The organism is Pseudomonas sp. YH-1, assembly GCF_051990045.1.
GTDB lineage: Bacteria > Pseudomonadota > Gammaproteobacteria > Pseudomonadales > Pseudomonadaceae > Pseudomonas > Pseudomonas nicosulfuronedens.
Genome location: NZ_CP178184.1, coordinates 123,830 through 139,565 on the forward strand (window position 1 = coordinate 123,830; position 15,736 = coordinate 139,565).

Annotated in this window: 12 protein-coding genes; 5 read left to right on the forward strand and 7 right to left on the reverse strand. The window is 64.6% G+C overall.

The window, feature by feature from the left end:
- Position 1: 1 nt before the first annotated feature.
- From ACKI1H_RS00580 to ACKI1H_RS00590, 3 genes are read right to left on the reverse strand one after another with little or no spacing between them, the layout of a single operon-like run.
- The gene (locus ACKI1H_RS00580) at positions 2 to 1,213 is read right to left on the reverse strand and encodes a cytochrome c (protein WP_138524595.1); all 1,212 of its coding nucleotides are present in this window, start codon (positions 1,211 to 1,213) and stop codon (positions 2 to 4) included.
- Positions 1,214 to 1,215: 2 nt separating this feature from the next.
- On the reverse strand, positions 1,216 to 1,755 hold the full coding sequence (locus ACKI1H_RS00585) for a (2Fe-2S)-binding protein (protein ID WP_024764769.1): 540 nt from the start codon (positions 1,753 to 1,755) through the stop codon (positions 1,216 to 1,218).
- A complete protein-coding gene (locus ACKI1H_RS00590) occupies positions 1,748 to 4,579 on the reverse strand; it encodes a xanthine dehydrogenase family protein molybdopterin-binding subunit (RefSeq protein ID WP_440467367.1) in 2,832 nt (943 codons plus the stop codon). Before ACKI1H_RS00590 ends, ACKI1H_RS00585 begins: the two co-directional genes overlap by 8 nt.
- Positions 4,580 to 4,911: 332 nt before the next feature.
- Here ACKI1H_RS00590 and ACKI1H_RS00595 point away from each other — a divergent pair, with 332 nt between their 5' ends.
- Positions 4,912 to 6,123, forward strand: coding sequence for an MFS transporter (locus ACKI1H_RS00595; RefSeq protein ID WP_138524599.1), 1,212 nt, complete (start codon positions 4,912 to 4,914; stop codon positions 6,121 to 6,123).
- Between the two features lie 281 nt (positions 6,124 to 6,404).
- Here the strand turns inward: ACKI1H_RS00595 and ACKI1H_RS00600 are convergent, their stop codons facing one another.
- From ACKI1H_RS00600 to ACKI1H_RS00610, 3 genes are read right to left on the reverse strand one after another with little or no spacing between them, the layout of a single operon-like run.
- A complete protein-coding gene (locus ACKI1H_RS00600; protein ID WP_037007166.1) occupies positions 6,405 to 6,554 on the reverse strand; it encodes a DUF2474 domain-containing protein in 150 nt (49 codons plus the stop codon).
- Positions 6,555 to 6,565: 11 nt separating this feature from the next.
- Complete coding sequence (cydB, locus tag ACKI1H_RS00605; RefSeq protein ID WP_138524600.1) at positions 6,566 to 7,573, reverse strand: cytochrome d ubiquinol oxidase subunit II; 1,008 nt, start codon at positions 7,571 to 7,573, stop codon at positions 6,566 to 6,568.
- A gap of 3 nt (positions 7,574 to 7,576) precedes the next feature.
- Positions 7,577 to 9,013, reverse strand: coding sequence for a cytochrome ubiquinol oxidase subunit I (locus tag ACKI1H_RS00610; RefSeq protein ID WP_138524601.1), 1,437 nt, complete (start codon positions 9,011 to 9,013; stop codon positions 7,577 to 7,579).
- A 462-nt stretch (positions 9,014 to 9,475) separates the two neighbouring features.
- Here ACKI1H_RS00610 and ACKI1H_RS00615 point away from each other — a divergent pair, with 462 nt between their 5' ends.
- From ACKI1H_RS00615 to ACKI1H_RS00625, 3 genes are all read left to right on the forward strand, one after another.
- The gene (locus ACKI1H_RS00615; protein ID WP_440467368.1) at positions 9,476 to 10,255 is read left to right on the forward strand and encodes a MetQ/NlpA family ABC transporter substrate-binding protein; all 780 of its coding nucleotides are present in this window, start codon (positions 9,476 to 9,478) and stop codon (positions 10,253 to 10,255) included.
- Between the two features lie 118 nt (positions 10,256 to 10,373).
- Positions 10,374 to 11,564 (forward strand): trans-sulfuration enzyme family protein, encoded by a 1,191-nt coding sequence (locus ACKI1H_RS00620; RefSeq protein WP_440467369.1) that lies wholly within the window; start codon positions 10,374 to 10,376, stop codon positions 11,562 to 11,564.
- A gap of 19 nt (positions 11,565 to 11,583) precedes the next feature.
- Positions 11,584 to 12,558: a sigma 54-interacting transcriptional regulator gene (locus tag ACKI1H_RS00625; RefSeq protein ID WP_440467370.1), complete on the forward strand. Its 975-nt coding sequence runs from the start codon at positions 11,584 to 11,586 to the stop codon at positions 12,556 to 12,558.
- Positions 12,559 to 12,613: 55 nt separating this feature from the next.
- On the opposite strand, the gene ACKI1H_RS00630 is transcribed toward ACKI1H_RS00625, so the two are convergent.
- Positions 12,614 to 12,949 carry a hypothetical protein gene (locus ACKI1H_RS00630; protein WP_138214175.1) on the reverse strand — a complete coding sequence of 112 codons (336 nt, stop codon included), beginning with the start codon at positions 12,947 to 12,949 and terminating at the stop codon, positions 12,614 to 12,616.
- A 773-nt stretch (positions 12,950 to 13,722) separates the two neighbouring features.
- Here ACKI1H_RS00630 and betT point away from each other — a divergent pair.
- A complete protein-coding gene (gene betT / locus ACKI1H_RS00635) occupies positions 13,723 to 15,681 on the forward strand; it encodes a choline BCCT transporter BetT (protein ID WP_440468805.1) in 1,959 nt (652 codons plus the stop codon).
- Positions 15,682 to 15,736 lie beyond the last annotated feature (55 nt).

Below are 15,736 nucleotides of genomic sequence, written 5' to 3' on the forward strand. Positions count from 1 at the left end.
CTCACTCCGCTTTGAGTTGAGCGACCTGTTGTACGCCCATGTCACCCGGCAAGCCACCCCAGGCCTGACGCAGGTAGTTGATCAGGTCGGTGAGCTGCTCGTCACTGAGCTTGCCGGCGAAGCCCGGCATCGGCTGCATGCGCTCGAAACCGGTGAACTGCTGCTCGCGGATGCCCTCGACGATGACCTTGGCCAGGTTGCGCGAATCGGCCAGGCGCAGGGTGGTGTTGCCCTGCATGGCCACGGCAATGTGCGGCTTGCCCTCGCCGTCGTTGCCGTGACAGCCGGCGCAGACGTTGAGGTACTGCTGGCGCCCGCGCTTGGCGCTGTCGCTGAGCTTGTCCTCGGCGACGGCCTGGACCACCTTGGCCTGCGGTGGCTGATCGCCCAGCAGGTAGGTGGACATGGCGGCCAGGTCCTGGTCACCCAGGTGCTGGGTGCTCAGGTGCATCACCGGGAACATCTCGTTGAACATGCTGCCCTGCGGGCTCATGCCGTGCTTGAGGAAACCGGTGAGGTCAGCGCTGGTCCAACCGCGCTCGGCCAGATCCTGGGCCAGCAGGCTCGGGGCGCTGTAGCCGTTGAGCAGGCCGCCGGTGAGGCGCTTGTCCTGCTCCAGGGCGCCGATCTGGTTGCGCGGGGTGTGGCACTCGCCGCAGTGGCCGAGCACTTCCACCAGGTACTGGCCACGCTTGTAGGCGTCGCTCTTGCCCTCGGTGCTTTCCAGCTGGACGCTCTTGCCGTACAGCATGTTCCAGCCGGTCAGACCCAGGCGCACGTTGAACGGGAAGCTCAGGCTGGTTTCGGGCGCGGCGCGGTGCACCGGCGTCTGACTCATCAGGTAGGCGTAGAGGGCATCGCTGTCCTCGCGCTTGATGAGGTGGTACGAGGTGTACGGCATGGCCGGGTAGAGATTGGCGCCATCCTTGCGCTTACCCTCGGTGAGGGCGGCGAAGAACTCGTCGGCGCTGTAGTTGCCGATGCCGAAATCCTTGTCCGGGGTGATGTTGCTGCCGTAGATGGTGCCGAACGGCGAGTGGATCGGCAGACCGCCGGCGAACGGCGCGCCGCCCTCGGCGGTGTGGCAGGCCATGCAGTCGGCGGCACGGGAGACGTATTCGCCGCGCTTGATCAGGTCCTGGTCGGCAGCTTGTGCGCTGAGCGCCAGGCCGAGGCCGGCAGCCAGCGCGAGGCCGGAAAGAATGCGCTGCATGCTTAGCCCTCCTTGACCAGGCCGAGATCGGTCAGCACTTCGCGGGTGGCGTCGTAGTAACGCACATACCCGGTGCAGCGACAGATGTGGTGGCCGAGGCTCGCTTCGATGGTCGATTCCAGCTCGCTCTTCTTCAGCGGCTGGCGCTGGGCCTTCTCCACCAGCACGGTGGCGGCGTTGACGAAGCCCGGTGCGCAGTAGCTGCACTGGAAGGCGAAGCGGTCGACGAACTTCTGCTGGATCGGGTTCAGCTCCTTCACCGAACCGTCTTCCTCACGCTTGGCGTGGCCTTCGATGGTGCGCACCTTCTTGCCTTCGAAGTAGTGCGCGCCGGTGATGCAGGTGCGTACTTCCTCGCTGGTGCCGTCAGGGTTGTCGACGATCACCACGCAGGCGTGGCAGATGCCCTGGCCGCAGCCCAGGCGTGAGCCGGTGAGGTTCTGGTATTCGTGCAGGTAGTCGATCATCGGCAGGTCCTCGGGAACCTCGACCGGACCGACGGTTTGACCATTCAGGGTCAGGTTGAGCGGACGGTTAGCCATTGAGGGCCTCCTTGATGCGAGCGGGGGTGATGGGCAGGTCGCGGACGCGCTTGCCGATGGCGTGGGCCACGGCGTTGCTGATGGCGCCGACCACCGGGATCATCACCACTTCGGCGATGCCCTTGGACGGGTCGCTGGGCGAGAGCGGCGGAAGGATTTCCGAGCTCTGCTGCCAGACGGCCACGTCTTTCGCCTTCGGGAGACGGTAGCGGTTGAAGTTCCAGTCGCCCTCGCCCGGGCCACCCTCGTACAGCGGCATGTCTTCGAGCAGCGCATGGCCGATACCCATGGCAGTGCCGCCCTCGATCTGGCCTTTCACCAGCTCCGGCACCAGGACGCGGCCGCACTCGATCCAGCTGTGGTGGTTGAGCACGCAGACCTCGCCGTTGCCCTTGTTCACCTTCAACTCGACGATGGTCGCTACCGGGCTGTAGTAGGTCACGGCAGCGTTGTTCAGCTGCACCGGCGGATAGGCCACGTTCTGGCGATCCAGCAGGTGGAAACCGGCGCTGCTCATCTGCGCTTTCTTCACACCTGGTGCGCCGTCGCCGTATTTCACGGCCAGGGCGTCCAGGGGCAGGCGATCGCGTACGCCGTCGATGACGAAATCACACTCCGCCCAGCTCCAGCGGTTGAAACCGTGGACGGTGGCACCGGTGACCAGGCCTTTTTCGTGAGCGACCTGGGCCAGCTCGGCGAACGATAGCGGCTGCAGGCCGTTGGCGGTGAGCTTGCCGTCCACCCAGTGCGCGTCTTCGCGGCGCACCACCAGCGGGTTGGCCGCGCCGTTGAACGGGCCGCGGCGCCAGATTTCCAGGGCCGCCGGCCACAGGCCGTGGTTGAACAGCACGCGTGCTGCTTCGCGGGTGGCGTGGCTGAAGTAGTAGGCCGAGTTGGTCGCCGACGACGCCGAGGCGTACTTGCCGACCCAGCGTGGGTTGCGCAGCTTCTCGTCCTGGGTCGGCTGGCTCATGGTGTAGGGGTCTTCGCCGCTGAGCAGCTGAAGTTCCGGCCACTCGGTTTCGGCGGTCTTCATCTCGTCCGCCGGCTTGCCGAGGAAGTCGGCCACCACCAGCGCCTGGGAGGTGGACATCCCGGTGCCGATCTCGATGCCGATGTGGCGCATGTGCACCTTGCCCTGTGCATCGAACTCGATGCTCGCCATGGGCGCTTCGGAGCCAGTGCCGAAGTCCTTCTGGCAGATGGCGAAGCCAACGCCGTACCAGTGGTCCGGGTCCTTGGCGTCCATCTCTTTCTTGCGTGCGTCGCGGGTCTTCCACCACTCGTGGGCGGCGGCCTTGTCGAGGATCTCGTGCAAGCGCAGGGCGCCGGCAGGAATCGCACCCTGGGTGTTCTTCATGCCCGACTTCAGCGCGTTGACGCGGCGCAGCTCGATGGCGTCTACACCCAGACGACCAGCGATCTCGTCCACCATCATCTCGGTAGCGGCCATGCTCTGCAGGGTGCCGTAGCCACGCATGGAACCGGCCTCGACGGCGCGGGAATGGTAGGCGGTCACCTGCAGGTCGTTCTGCGGCATGTAGTAGATCGACTGCGCGGCGGTGGCGCCCACAGCGGCCACGGAGGGGCTGTAGTTGATGCGGCCGCCGCCGTCCACGCTCATCTCGGTGCGGAAGATCTTGAAGGTCATGTCCTTCTTGTCCACCGCCAGCTGGTAACGGATGTCGAACGGGTGGCGCTTGATGCCGCTCTGGAACTGCTCGTAGCGGTCATTGGCCAGGCGCACCGGTACACCGTTGCCGTACAGCGCAGCCAGGGCCGCGTAGTAGACGAAGATGTTGTGGTCCTTGGAGCCGTAACCCACGGTGTAGCCGGGGTGCATGTTCAGCTTGGCCAGGCCGAAGCGCGACGGGGCGATCATGTGCGCCGTCTCGTAGGCTGCTTCGAACGGGCACTGGGTGGCGACCACGAAGTGCAGGGTTTTGCTCGCCGGGTCGTACCAGCCGTTGCCGTTGTCCGGCTCCAGGGCGGCCGGCTCGATGGAGGGGGTCTTGTAGCGCTCGTCGAAGACCAGCCAGTTCTCCGGCGGGTTTTCGATCTGGTCCTTGATCTTCTGCGCGTAGAACAGACCCTGCTCGGTGAGGTCACCGTGCTGGTTGGGCTGCTGGTTCCACACCGGTTTGCGCTCGCGGATCATCGGGAACAGGATCGAGTCCTTGAGACTGGAGAACTCGTCCGGATCGGCCGAAGTCGCGCCGCCGACACGCACGTAGCGGAAGCTGCCGTAGGGATCGCCCTGGTACAGCGGCGCCTGCGCGCCGTAGCGGATCGCCTTGTCGTTGAACTTCAGCTTCAGCTTGGCCTGACGGAAGCGCTCGAAGTCGTTCCAGATCAGGATGGCCACCGGGTGACCGATGAACATCGGCACCTTGCCGCGCGGCAGCAGCGGATCCGGGGCGTGGGCTTCGGGGAAGACGATACCGTCCTTGTCCAGGTCCTCGGCAGTGACGATACGGTCGGGCTGAAGGTCCGCGCCCAGCCAGGCGAGGTCGATGCCGTCGAAGATGCGGTCGGCCTTGATGGTCTTGAGCAGCATGGCGTGACCCTGCTGCTGCGGCCAGCCGGGCATGTCCTTGGAACGGATGTCGCGGGCGAACACCTTGTTGCCGCAGACCTTGGACAGCGCGTCGTTACGGAAACGCGCCTTGCCGTCATGGCCCATCCACTGCTGGGGGGAGACGGTGACGGAGTTTTCCATCAGGGCAGCGAAGGCCCGGCTGCCGAGCGGCGCCATGGTCACGCTGACACCGGCAATCAGCCCGCCTTGCAGGAAGGCGCGCCGGGAAATATCACGGTTGGACATGGTTCATCCTCTGGACGGTGAAGGCCCGCCCATGTGGTTTTTTTCGGTGCTGGAGAGAGTTCGGAGGCCGCGGAATCGCGGGCGTCTCGGGGTTGGCGCCGGAGGAAGGATCCTGCAGTAAAACCTGACTCTTCTGTCAACTTTAACGCACCTCAATAGTGCGAAGCAAAGTCAATCGGGCAGCTTGTCGCGGCGATGAAAATTTTAGTCGACGGGTCGAGACTATTCGCCAATAGCGCAATCCGCCGGCGACAAGCGGAAAAGTGTTACGCCGTGCTACGCTTCGCAGCCTTTGCTTAGCCCGCTAACGAACCCCCTCAGCGAACCCCACCATGACCGCCGAAGCCACGTCCCTGCTGCGTCACCGCCCTTTTCTCGCTTTCTGGCTGGCACGCGTCTGCACCGCCAGCGCCTTCCAGATGATCACCGTGGCCATCGGCTGGCACATCTACGAGCTGACCCACAACGTGCTCGACCTCGGCCTGGTGGGTTTGGTGGAGTTCACCCCGCGCGTGCTGTTCATGCTGCACACCGGTCACGTCGCCGACCGTTATGACCGGAGGCGCATCGCCTCGCTGTGCCAGATCGGCCAGGGCCTGATCGCCGTCGCGCTGGTGGTGGGCGCCAGCACCGACAACGTGACCCGCGAGATGATCTTCGTGATGGCCTTCCTGCTCGGTACCGCGCGGGCCTTCGAAATGCCGACCACCCAGGCGCTGCTGCCGAACATCGTGCCCACCGCGCTGTTCCCCCGCGCGGTGGCGGCGTCCGCCTCGGCCATGCAGGCAGCGACCATCGCCGCGCCGGCCTTCGGCGGCTTCCTCTATGCTTTCGGCGCCTTCTGGGTCTACACACCCACCGCCGTGCTGTACTTCATCGCCTGCACCCTGGTGCTCACCCTGCCCTCGCGCCAGGCGCCAGCCGCGCAAGGCAAGGCAACGCTGGAATCGCTGCTGGCGGGCATTCGCTTCATCCGCAGTCGTCCGGACATCTTCGGCGCCATCTCCCTGGACCTGTTCGCCGTGCTGCTGGGCGGCGCCACCGCGCTGCTGCCGGTGTTCGCCAAGGACATCCTGCTCACCGGCCCCTGGGGCCTGGGCCTGCTGCGTTCGGCCCCGGCGGTGGGCGCGTTGCTGATGTCGTTCTGGCTGGCGCGCTTCCCCATCGAGCGCAACGTCGGACGGATCATGTTCGCCGCCGTGGGCGTGTTCGGCGTCACCACCATCGCCTTCGGCCTCTCGACTTCCTTCTGGTTCTCCCTGGCGGTACTGGTGGTGCTGGGCGCAGCGGACATGATCAGCATGGTCATCCGTGGCGCCTTCGTGCAGCTGGAAACCCCGGACGAGATGCGCGGCCGGGTCAGCGCGGTGAACGGCCTGTTCATCGGCGCCTCGAACCAGCTGGGCGAATTCGAATCCGGCCTCACCGCCCACTGGCTCGGCACCGTGCCAGCGGTAGTGCTCGGCGGTGTCGGCACACTGGTCGTCACCGGCGCATGGATGAAGCTGTTCCCCACCCTGGCCAAGCGCGACAAGTTGCACTGAGGTTGCCGCTTCGCTCAAGCAAACCTCAGCTGATCGAGGACGGAGTCCGCTCCTAAAGCCACCGGACACCACCGGTCGCTGGATGGGTGGAGCTTGCGATACCCATCAGCGTTTTCGCGCAGTAATCGATGGGTATCGCTTCGCTCCACGCCATCCTACGAGCTGGGCTCCCCTTCGCTTCCACGAAAAGCCCAGCCAAAAAAATCCCCCGCTGGAAGCACCGGCGAGGGATGTGGGAACGGGCGCCGCGAACAGCGCCCGGATGGGAACGATTGTGCGGACTAGTGCGGCGTGCCCAGACCCGCCGCGCTCATGAACAGGCGCATCAGCCAAGCCGCGACGCCCAGGCCAGCGACGCTCAGCGCCCAGATCAGCACCAGCCATCCCAGCCGCTTGCGCAGCGGCGCCTTTTCCTGCTCCTCGTGAGTCATGCTGCGCACCTCTAGTGGTAGCCGTCGCCGTGCTTCACCTTGCCGCGGAACACGTAGTAGCTCCACGCGGTGTAGACGAGGATGAAGGGGATGATGAACAGCGCGCCCACCAGCATGAAGCCCAGGCTCTGCGGCGGTGCCGCGGCGTCCCAGATCGACATCGACGGCGGGATGATGTTCGGCCACAGGCTGATGCCCAGCCCGCTGTAGCCCAGGAAGATCAGCGCCAGGGTGAGCAGGAACGGCTTCACGTGGTCGTTGCGCGCCACCGAGCGCAGCAGGCTGTAGAAGGTCAGCAGCACCAGCAGCGGCACCGGCAGGAACCAGAACAGGTTCGGCAGGCTGAACCAGCGCTGGGCGATTTCCGCGTGTGCCAGCGGGGTCCACAGGCTGACGATGCCGATCACCGCCAGCAGCACCAGCGCCAGCGGCTTGGCCAGGTCATGCATGCGCTCCTGCAACTGCCCCTCGGTCTTCATGATCAGCCAGGTGCAGCCCAGCAGGCTGTAGGCAACCACCAGGCCGAGGCCGCAGAACAGCGGGAACGGCGCCAGCCAGTCCAGCGCACCGCCAGCGAAGGCGCGGTTTTCCACCGGGATGCCCTCGATGAAGGCGCCCAGCGCCACGCCCTGGAAGAAGGTCGCCACCAAGGAGCCGACAATGAACGACTTGTCCCAGATGTGCCGCTTCGCGGGCCGCGCCTTGAAACGGAACTCGAAGGCCACGCCGCGGAAGATCAGCCCCATCAGCATCAGGATCAGCGGCAGGTACAGCGCCGAGAGCACGGCCGAATAGGCCACCGGGAAGGCACCGAACAGAGCGGCCCCGCCCAGCACCAGCCAGGTCTCGTTGCCGTCCCAGACCGGCGCGACGGTGTTCATCATCACGTCACGGTCGCCTTCGTCCTTGAAGAACGGGTAGAGCATGCCGATGCCCAGATCGAACCCGTCCATCACCACGTACATCATCACGCCGAAGATGATGATGATCGCCCAGATCAGCGGAAGATCGATTCCCATGGCTCAGCTCCTCCCCGCTTCAGTGGTGTCATCGTCGTCAAGGCCCTCTTCGGTGGCCGACAGCGGACGCGCCGCCGTGCGTTTCTGGCCGGCGCCGCCATGGCTGGCTTCCCGGCCCTCATGGGTGACCGGGCCTTTGCGTACCAGGCGCATCATGTAGCCAATGCCCACGCCGAACAGCGAGAAGTACACCACCACGAACATCACCAGGGTCAGGCTCATCTGCGTGACGCTGTGGTTGGACACCGCATCGGCGGTACGCATCAGGCCATAGACGACCCAGGGCTGGCGGCCGATTTCGGTGGTGAACCAGCCGGCGAGGATCGCGATCAGGCCGGATGGCCCCATCCACAACACCAGATGGAGGAAGGCACGGCTCTCGAACAGCCGTTTGCGCCAGCGCAGCCAGGCACTCCACAGGCCGACGAAGATCATCAGCATGCCTAAGCCGGCCATGATGCGGAACGACCAGAAGACGATGGTGGAGTTGGGGCGGTCGGCTTTCGGGAAGTCCTTCAGCGCCGGGATCGGCTCGGTCAGGCTGTGATTGAGAATGAGGCTGCCGAGCACCGGAATTTCGATCTTGAAGCGGGTTTCCTCGCGCTCCATGTCCGGCCAGCCGAACAGGATCAGCGGGGTCGGCTCGCCGCTGCTGTTGTCCCAATGGCCTTCCATCGCAGCGATTTTCGCCGGCTGGTGCTTGAGGGTATTCAGGCCATGGGCATCACCCACCATCGCCTGGATGGGCGCAACGATCAACGCCATCCACATCGCCATCGAAAGCATCTTGCGGATCGCCGGGTTGTCGCGGCCGCGCAGCAGGTGCCAGGCCGCCGAGGCGCCGACGAAGAAGGCGGTGGCGACGAACGAGGCAATCGCCATGTGCATCAGGCGGTAGGGGAAGGACGGGTTGAAGATGATCGCCAGCCAGTCCACCGGCACCACGACGCCGTTGACGATCTCGTGGCCCTGCGGAGTCTGCATCCAGCTGTTGGAGGCGAGGATCCAGAAGGTCGAGATCAGCGTGCCGATCGCCACCATCACTGTGGCGAAGAAGTGCAGGCCCGGGCCGACGCGGTGCCAGCCGAAGAGCATGACGCCGAGGAAACCGGCCTCGAGGAAGAAGGCCGTGAGCACTTCATAGGTCAGCAGCGGGCCGGTGACGCTCCCGGCGAAGGCCGAGAAGGCGCTCCAGTTGGTGCCGAACTGATAGGCCATGACGAGGCCGGAGACCACGCCCATGCCGAAGTTGACGGCGAATATCTTCGACCAGAAGTGATAGAGGTCGCGGTAGACCTCCTCATGGGTCTTCAGCCACAGGCCTTCGAGCACCGCCAGGTAGCTGGCGAGGCCGATGGTGATGGCGGGGAAGATGATGTGGAAGGACACGGTAAAGGCGAACTGGATCCGGGCCAGGTCGAGCGCCTCTAATCCGAACATGACGATTCCTCTTCAGGCTGACGCCAACCCCACGGAAGGGTCGAGCACCGTACCTTGCGCATGCGCAGGGCGTTCTTGCGTGATGTCTGTGTTTCTGACCACCGATCTCTCGTCGGTTCGGATTTCTTTCGCCGCTCAATCAGAATGGATCACCATCCGCATTGACGCCGCTCAAGAAACTGCATCGATATTACGCGCCCGCCCCCCGCAGGCTGGAGTGGTGGGTTGCCGCGCGACGGGGTGTCGCGCGACAGCTTGTCTCAGGTCACGCCTTGGCCGACCATATGAACAAAATCGAATATGAAAATGAAAAATTAATATTTTATTGGAATAACAGGAGCAGGTAACTTTCGCTGCAACCGCTGCCGAGTGAGCCGCGGAAAAAGAATCCACCGCCCGTACGAAGGCCCCATCCCGGCCGGCCCGGACGCCAGCGGTCATCTGCCCCACAAGGACATCGCAATGAAAAAGCTGCTGCTTCTGACCGCCCTCGCCGCTGCCTTCACCTCCTCCGCCTTCGCCAACGAAAAGCTGGTCGTCGCCGCCACCCCGATCCCCCACGCCGAGATCCTCGAGCTGATCAAGCCGACCCTGGCCAAGGAAGGCGTGGACCTGGAGATCAAGGTCTTCACCGACTACGTGCAGCCCAACGTGCAGGTCGCCGAGAAGCGCCTGGACGCCAACTACTTCCAGACCAAGCCGTACCTGGACAACTTCAACAAGGGCAAGGGCACCAACCTGGTCACCGTGACCGGCGTGCACGTCGAGCCCTTCGGCGGTTACTCGAAGAAGTACAAGTCCATCGACCAGCTGCCTGACGGCGCCACCGTTGCCATCCCCAACGAAGGCAGCAACAGCGGCCGCGCCCTGCTCCTGCTGCAGAAGGCCGGTGTGATCAAGCTCAAGGACCCGAGCAACGCCCTGGCCACCCCCAAAGACATCGCCGAGAACCCCAAGCACCTGAAGTTCAAGGAGCTGGAGTCGGCCCTGCTGCCGCGCGTGCTGGACCAGGTCGACCTGGACCTGATCAACACCAACTACGCGCTGGAAGCCAAGCTCAACCCGGTGAAGGACGCCCTGATCCTCGAAGACCGCAACTCGCCCTACGTGAACTACCTGGTGGCGCGTCCAGACAACAAGGACAGCGATGCCCTGAAGAAACTTTCCGCCGCCCTGACCAGCCCGGAAGTCAAAGCCTTCATCGAGAAGAAGTACAACGGCGCCGTGGTGCCGGCCTTCTGACCCGTCGCCCGGCCACGCGCCGGGCGCAACGACTCCCACGCTGGGCGCACCGCGAGTGCACCCGCTTCGACGCCGGTGGGCAAGTTCCACCGGCGTTTTTCTTTCCCAAGGACTTGCCATGAGCGACCACGCCAAAGGCCCCTCCACCCTCGCCGTCCACGCCGGTCATGATGCCGACCGGCGCATGGTCACCCGCGCCAAGAGCCAGCCGATCTACCAGAGCTCGGTGTTCGTCTACGACTCCCTCGAGCAGGTCGACGACTTCCTTGCCGGCAACCCCGACAACTACATGTACACGCGCATCGGCAACCCCAACCACAGCGCTGTGGAAGAGCTGCTGCGCGAGCTGGAGGGCGGCGAGGATGCGCTGTTCTCCGCCTCCGGCATGGCGGCTATTTCCGCTGCGCTGCTGGGTGTACTGGGCGCCGGTGATCACCTGATCGCCAGCCGCGAGCTGTACGGCACCACCCAGAGCCTGATCGAGAAGGAACTGACGCGCTTCGGCATCGCCGCCACCCTGCTCGACCTCAACGACCTGGCAGCAGTGGCAGCGGCGATCACGCCAACCACCCGGCTGATCTACACCGAAACCGCCTCCAACCCGCTGGTGCGCATCAGCAATATTCCTGCACTGGCCGATCTCGCCCATCGCCACGATCTCAAGCTGCTGGTGGACAACACCTTCCTCTCGCCGGTGCTCTACCAGCCGCTGCGCGATGGCGCCGACCTGGTGATCCATAGCACCACCAAGTACCTCAACGGCCACAGCGACGCCATGGGTGGCGCGCTGGTCGGCGAGGCGCAATGGATCGCCGCCGCGCGGCGCTTCCAGATCAACGCCGGCGGCAGCGCCAGCCCCTTCGAGAGCTGGCTCAACTTCCGCGGCGCGAAGACCCTCGCCCTGCGCATGAAGGCCCACTCGCAGAACGCCCAGGCGCTGGCCGAAGCCCTCGAAACACACCCGCAGGTCGCCCGTGTGTTCTACCCCGGCCTGCCTTCGCACCCGGACTTCGAGCTGGCGCAGCGGCTGTTCCGCAAAGGCCATTCGGGCATGTTGAGCTTCACCCTCAAGGGTGGCCTCGATCAGGTCGACGCGCTGATCGGCGAGTTGCAACTGGCCGCCTTCGCGCCATCGCTGGCGGGAGTCGCCAGCAGCATCACCCACCCCGGCAAGACCTCGCACCGCGCGCTGTCCGCCGAGGCCCTGACCGCGCTGGATATCCACGACGGCACCATCCGTGTCTCGGTGGGCATCGAGGACAGCGAGGACATCGTCCGCGACTTCCTGCAAGCACTGGACGCGCTGTAGGAACAGAAGGAGATTCCCCATGAATGCACCCCACGCGCCGCTACCGCTGCTGACCTTCCCCGACGCCGACAAGAGCCCGCTGAGCATCCGCGCCAAGGCGCTGGTGTTCTTCGACCCGCGCTCCCATGAGGTGCGCGACGAGGTGGAGCGCCTGGCACCGCTGCCGCAGCCGGTGCTGATCCACGGCGAGACCGGCACCGGCAAGGAGCTGCTGGCCCGCCACATCCACCGAGCCAGCGAACGTCCCGGCCTGTTCGTCGCAGTGAGTTGCAGCGCACTGAGCCGCAACTACGCCGACGCCGAGCTGTTCGGCTACGCGCCGGGAGCGCACAACGGCCCGGTGGGCAGCCGCGCCGGCTGGTTCGGCTCGGCTAACGGCGGAACGTTGTATCTGGACGAGATCGCCGACCTGCCACTGTCGCTGCAACAGAAACTGCTGCGCGTACTGCAGGAGCGCGAAGTACTGCGCGTTGGCGCCCGTGAGCCGGTGCCGGTGGATGTGCGCCTGGTCGCAGCCACCAGCATCGACCTGGGGCAGGCAGTGAAAGCAGGAAAATTCCTCGAGGGGCTACAGCAGTACCTGCACGACGGCAACCTTACGCTGCCGCCGCTGCGCGAACGTATCGGTGATATCCAGCCACTGGCCGAGTACTTCCTTGGCGTGCATGCGCAACGCCTGGAACTGCCGGTGCCGCAGATCGCCAGCGACACCCAGCGCGCGCTGGAAGGCTATTCGTGGCCGGGCAATATTCGCGAGCTGGAGAACGTCATCCATTTCGCCCTGCTGGTCAGCCCGGACGAGGAAATTCGCCCGGAGCACCTGAACTTTTCAGGCGGCGTAGCGGGGTCAGCCAGCGTGGCGGGATCAGTGGGCGTAGCAGAAGTGAACGAACAAGCGCTGGAGCACCTGGTGCGCCAGCCCGGCGTCGAAGCGCAACTGCGTGCGCTGCTGCAACGCCTGGAGCACGAGCGCGGCCCGGAGGCCGCGCTGTAGTCGCCAACGCGACCCGAAGGGCCGCGCACGGGCGACAGCATGCAACGAGGTGGTGTTACTTGGTGGCGGTGTTCGAGTGAGCAACTACCGGGGTGCACGACGGGTTGGTCAGCTTGGCCGGATCGGTCAGCAGGCCCGGCATCATGCGCGAGGTGCAGTTGAAGATGCGGCCTTTGGTGGTGGTGGCGACGTAGGAGAGTTCCTGGCCACCCAGGGCGTCCGGCTGGCCGGCTTTGACGTCGCTGACAACCAGCTCGTCGGAGGAAGCCAGACCGATCATCTGAGCGGTAGCGGCTTGCAGCGGAACAATGGCCTGGTTGGTGGTCATGGTCTGGCAACCGGCCAGCGAAGCGAAGAGTGCAGTGGCAATGGCGATGCGTTTGAAGTCCATCTCGAGATGCTCCCTGTTGGTGGTTTTTTGTCCTGCCGGGGGAGACTAACGGAATCGGCAAGTCAATCGCCATAGCCGTTTCACATGTTTTTCACTAAATATTGCACACCCGTTCAAGTTTTAAGGCTCGAACACGCTCTACTTCGGGAACTGTGCTATGAGCCAACCTGTTTCGTGCGGGTGACAGCCGTTTATCGCGCCGAAGCCAGAAGCGGCGCTGAACCGATTCATCTTTGGCGACGAATGGTCGCAGTGAAAGGCTTTGCCGACTCGCAGGTCGGCAGGAGGGAATCCTGAGCAGGAAGTCAAAATCAGGATGATTCCCCGCAGATAGAAATAAAAGCAGTCTCATCGACCAGATCAATACCGCTCATCAAGACCATTCACTTCTTTTCGTCACAATCTTCAGGGAAAATGGCTATCAGGCGGTCGGGACCCATTTTCCCCGGCGCCATTGGAGACTATCGTGACCAGCTTTGCCGCTCTTGCTAACTTCTTCGCCGCCACCGCTTTCCTGACCGCGCCCGCGAAGGCCGACCCGGAACGCCGTGAAATCCGTGAGGCGAAAAAGAACCGTCGCAAGTAAAGCAGTACCCGCTCCGCTCGGCCCTTTTGACAGGGCCGGCGGCGGGACCATCGGTCCCGCCGATTGGCTTTCCAGGGCCCTCCCGTGTTTTCATTGAATGCTTGTTCAAGGAAAATGTCGAGGAACCCCGCCCGTTTTGTCCGCAGCACAATCGCCTCCGTCCGTAACACCGCTCCCCTCCATGCGCATGAACCCACCGGTCTTCTACGGTGCGGCTGCGCTGATCCTTCTCTTCGCCCTGATCGTCATCAGCCAGCCACAACAGGCCGGTGAATGGCTGCTCGCCGCACAGTCCTGGGCCGCCGACAGTGTCGGCTGGTACTACCTGCTGGCGATGACGCTGTACCTGATCTTCGTGGTGGTCACCGCGCTTTCCGGCTATGGAAAGATCAAGCTCGGTGCCGACCACGACGAGCCGGAATTCAGCTACCTGTCCTGGGCCGGCATGCTCTTCGCCGCCGGCATCAGCATCACCCTGTTCTTCTTCTGCGTCTCCGAACCACTGACCCACTTCGCCCAGCCGCCGCAAGGCGAAGCCGGGACCCAGGAAGCAGCGCGCCAGGCCATGCAGCTGCTGTTCCTGCACTGGGGCCTGCATGGCTGGGGCGTGTTCGCCCTGGTGGCGATGGCGCTGGCGTACTTCGCCTACCGCCACAACCTGCCGCTGGCGCTGCGCTCGGCGCTCTACCCGCTAATCGGCAAGCGCATCAACGGCCCTATCGGCTACGCCGTGGACTGCTTCGGCATCATCGCCACGGTGTTCGGCCTAGGCGCGGACATGGGCTTCGGCGTGCTGCAGCTCAACGCAGGACTGGACTTCCTTTTCGGCATCGCCCACAGCCATCCGGTGCAGATGACCCTGATCGCGCTGATGATGGGCGCGGCCATCCTGGTCGCCGTGTCCGGCGTGGACAAGGGCATCCGCCTGCTGTCGGACATCAACATGCTGCTGGCCTGCGCGCTGCTGCTCTTCGTGCTCTTCGCCGGCCCCACCCAGCACCTGCTCAACACCCTGGTCCAGAACATCGGTGACTACCTCGGCGCCCTGCCGACCAAGAGCTTCGACCTCTATGCCTACGGCAAGGACGGCAGCGACTGGCTGGGAGGCTGGACGGTGTTCTACTGGGCCTGGTGGATTGCCTGGGCGCCCTTCGTCGGCCTGTTCATCGCGCGCATCTCGCGCGGGCGGACGATCCGCGAATTCGTCTTCGGCGTGCTGTTCATCCCGCTGGGCTTCACCCTCGCGTGGATGTCGATCTTCGGCAACAGCGCGCTGGACCAGGTGCTCAACCATGGCTTCAGCGAACTGGGCCGCGTGGCCATCGCCGACCCGTCCATGGCGCTCTACCAGATGCTGCAGAACTACCCGGCCAGCCGCGTGGTGATCGCGGTGACGGTACTGGTCAGCTTCGTCTTCTTCGTCACCTCGGCGGACTCCGGCACCGTGGTGCTCTCCACCCTTTCCGCCCACGGCGGCAGCGCCGACGACGACGGTCCGAAATGGCTGCGGGTGTTCTGGGGCGTAGCCACCGCGCTGGTGACCGGCGGCCTGCTGTTCGCCGGCAGCATCGATGCGCTGAAGTCCGCCGTGGTGCTGACCTCGCTGCCCTTCTCGCTGATCCTGCTGCTGATGATGTGGGGCCTGCACAAGGCGTTCTATCTCGAGTCCCAGCGCCAGCGCGCGCGCACCCACTCGCTGGCGCCGCCGCCCTCGGCCAAGCCCGGCGGCTGGAAGCGGCGCATCTCCCAGGCGGTGCACTTCCCCACCCGCGACGAGGTGTACCGCTACATGGTCGACGTGGTCAGCCCGGCGATCGCCGAGGTCTCCGAGGTGTTCCGCGAGAAGGGCCTGCAGGTGGATTCGGACCTGGACCTGAGCAACCTGGAAATCGGCCTGGAGATCGGCCACGGCGCGCAGCATCCGTTCCTCTACCAGGTCTCGATGCGCGGCTACTTCACCCCCTCCTTCGCCCGTGCCGGCATGGGCGGGTTGCACCTGAAGAACCGCCGCTACTTCCGCGCCGAGGTGCACCTCTCCGAAGGCAGCCAGGACTACGACCTGATGGGGTACAGCAAGGAGCAGATCATCAACGACATGCTCGACCAGTACGAGCGCCACCTGCAGTTCCTGCATCTGGTGCGCTAGGTCCGGACTTGCACATGCCCTTGTAGGAGCGAGCTTGCTCGCTCCTACGAAAAAC